This is a genomic window from Nocardia amikacinitolerans NBRC 108937 (assembly GCF_001612615.1).
Taxonomy (GTDB): Bacteria; Actinomycetota; Actinomycetes; order Mycobacteriales; family Mycobacteriaceae; genus Nocardia; species Nocardia amikacinitolerans.
In genome coordinates, this window is sequence record NZ_BDAU01000098.1 from 1 (window position 1) to 1,181 (window position 1,181).

Genomic DNA, 1,181 nt, shown 5'->3' on the forward strand with positions numbered 1-1,181 from the left:
ACACGAGCTCGACACCCACACCGCGCCGTGGTGATCGGATCAGACCTGCCCGAACTACGCCGCGGACTACAGGCACTGACCCGACACCACAGCGCCCCCAACCTCGTGACCAACACAGCCAGCGACACCGGCCGGATCGCGTTCGTCTTCGGCGGTCAAGGCTCCCAATGGCCAGGCATGGCCGCAGACCTCTACGACAGCTCACCGGTATTCCGGCAACGACTCGACGAGTGCGCACAAGCACTGGACCCCCACATCGACTGGCCACTGATCGACACCCTGCGCGGCGCCGCAGGCACACCATCACTCGACCGAGTCGATGTCGTGCAACCGGCCCTGTTCGCGATGATGATCGCGCTGGCCGAACTCTGGCGAGTCGCCGGAATCACCCCCGACGCGGTCATCGGGCACTCCCAAGGCGAAATAGCCGCCGCGGTCGTCGCCGGCGGACTCAGCCTCGACGACGGCGCCCGCATCGTCGCACTACGCAGCCGCGCCATCGCCACCCTCGGCAGCACCGGAGCCATGGCCGCGATCCCCCTGTCCCACGACCGGGTCGAACACGACATCACCACCTCCGAGCTGAACATCAGCATCGCCGCCATCAACGGCCCCACCGCCACAGTCATCGCCGGCGACGCACACGACATCCACCAACTCGTCGACAACTACCTGACCGCCGACATCCCCGCCCGCATCATCCCAGTCGACTACGCCTCCCACTCCCCGGCAGTCGAAACCCTACGCGAGAACCTGCTCGAACTACTCGCACCCATCACCCCACAAACAGCCCCAATCGCATTCCACTCCACCGTCACCACAACCGCTCTCGACACCGCAACCCTCGACGCCGACTACTGGTACCGCAACCTACGCAACCCCGTCCGCATGCAGGAAACCACCACCACCCTGCTCACCACCGGACACACCACCTTCATCGAAGTCAGCCCCCACCCCATCCTCATCCAATCAATCGAGGCCACCGCCGAAACAACCAACGACACAATCCTGACCCTGCCCACACTCCGCCGCGACCACGGCAACCACCACCAACTACTCACCTCACTCGCCAACGCCGACACCCACGGCCTCCCCATCAACTGGAACACCCTCCACAACACCACCCACACCCAACACACACCACTACCCACCTACCCCTTCCAACACCAAAAATACTGGCT

General features: G+C 64.4%; 1 protein-coding gene. It reads left to right on the plus strand.

Translation table 11 applies throughout. The annotated features are described in order from the left end of the window. Nucleotides 1-105: 105 nt before the first annotated feature. Nucleotides 106-1,181 (plus strand): acyltransferase domain-containing protein (locus NAM01S_RS33625; protein WP_169810949.1); only part of this gene is annotated, 1,076 nt, incomplete at its 3' end.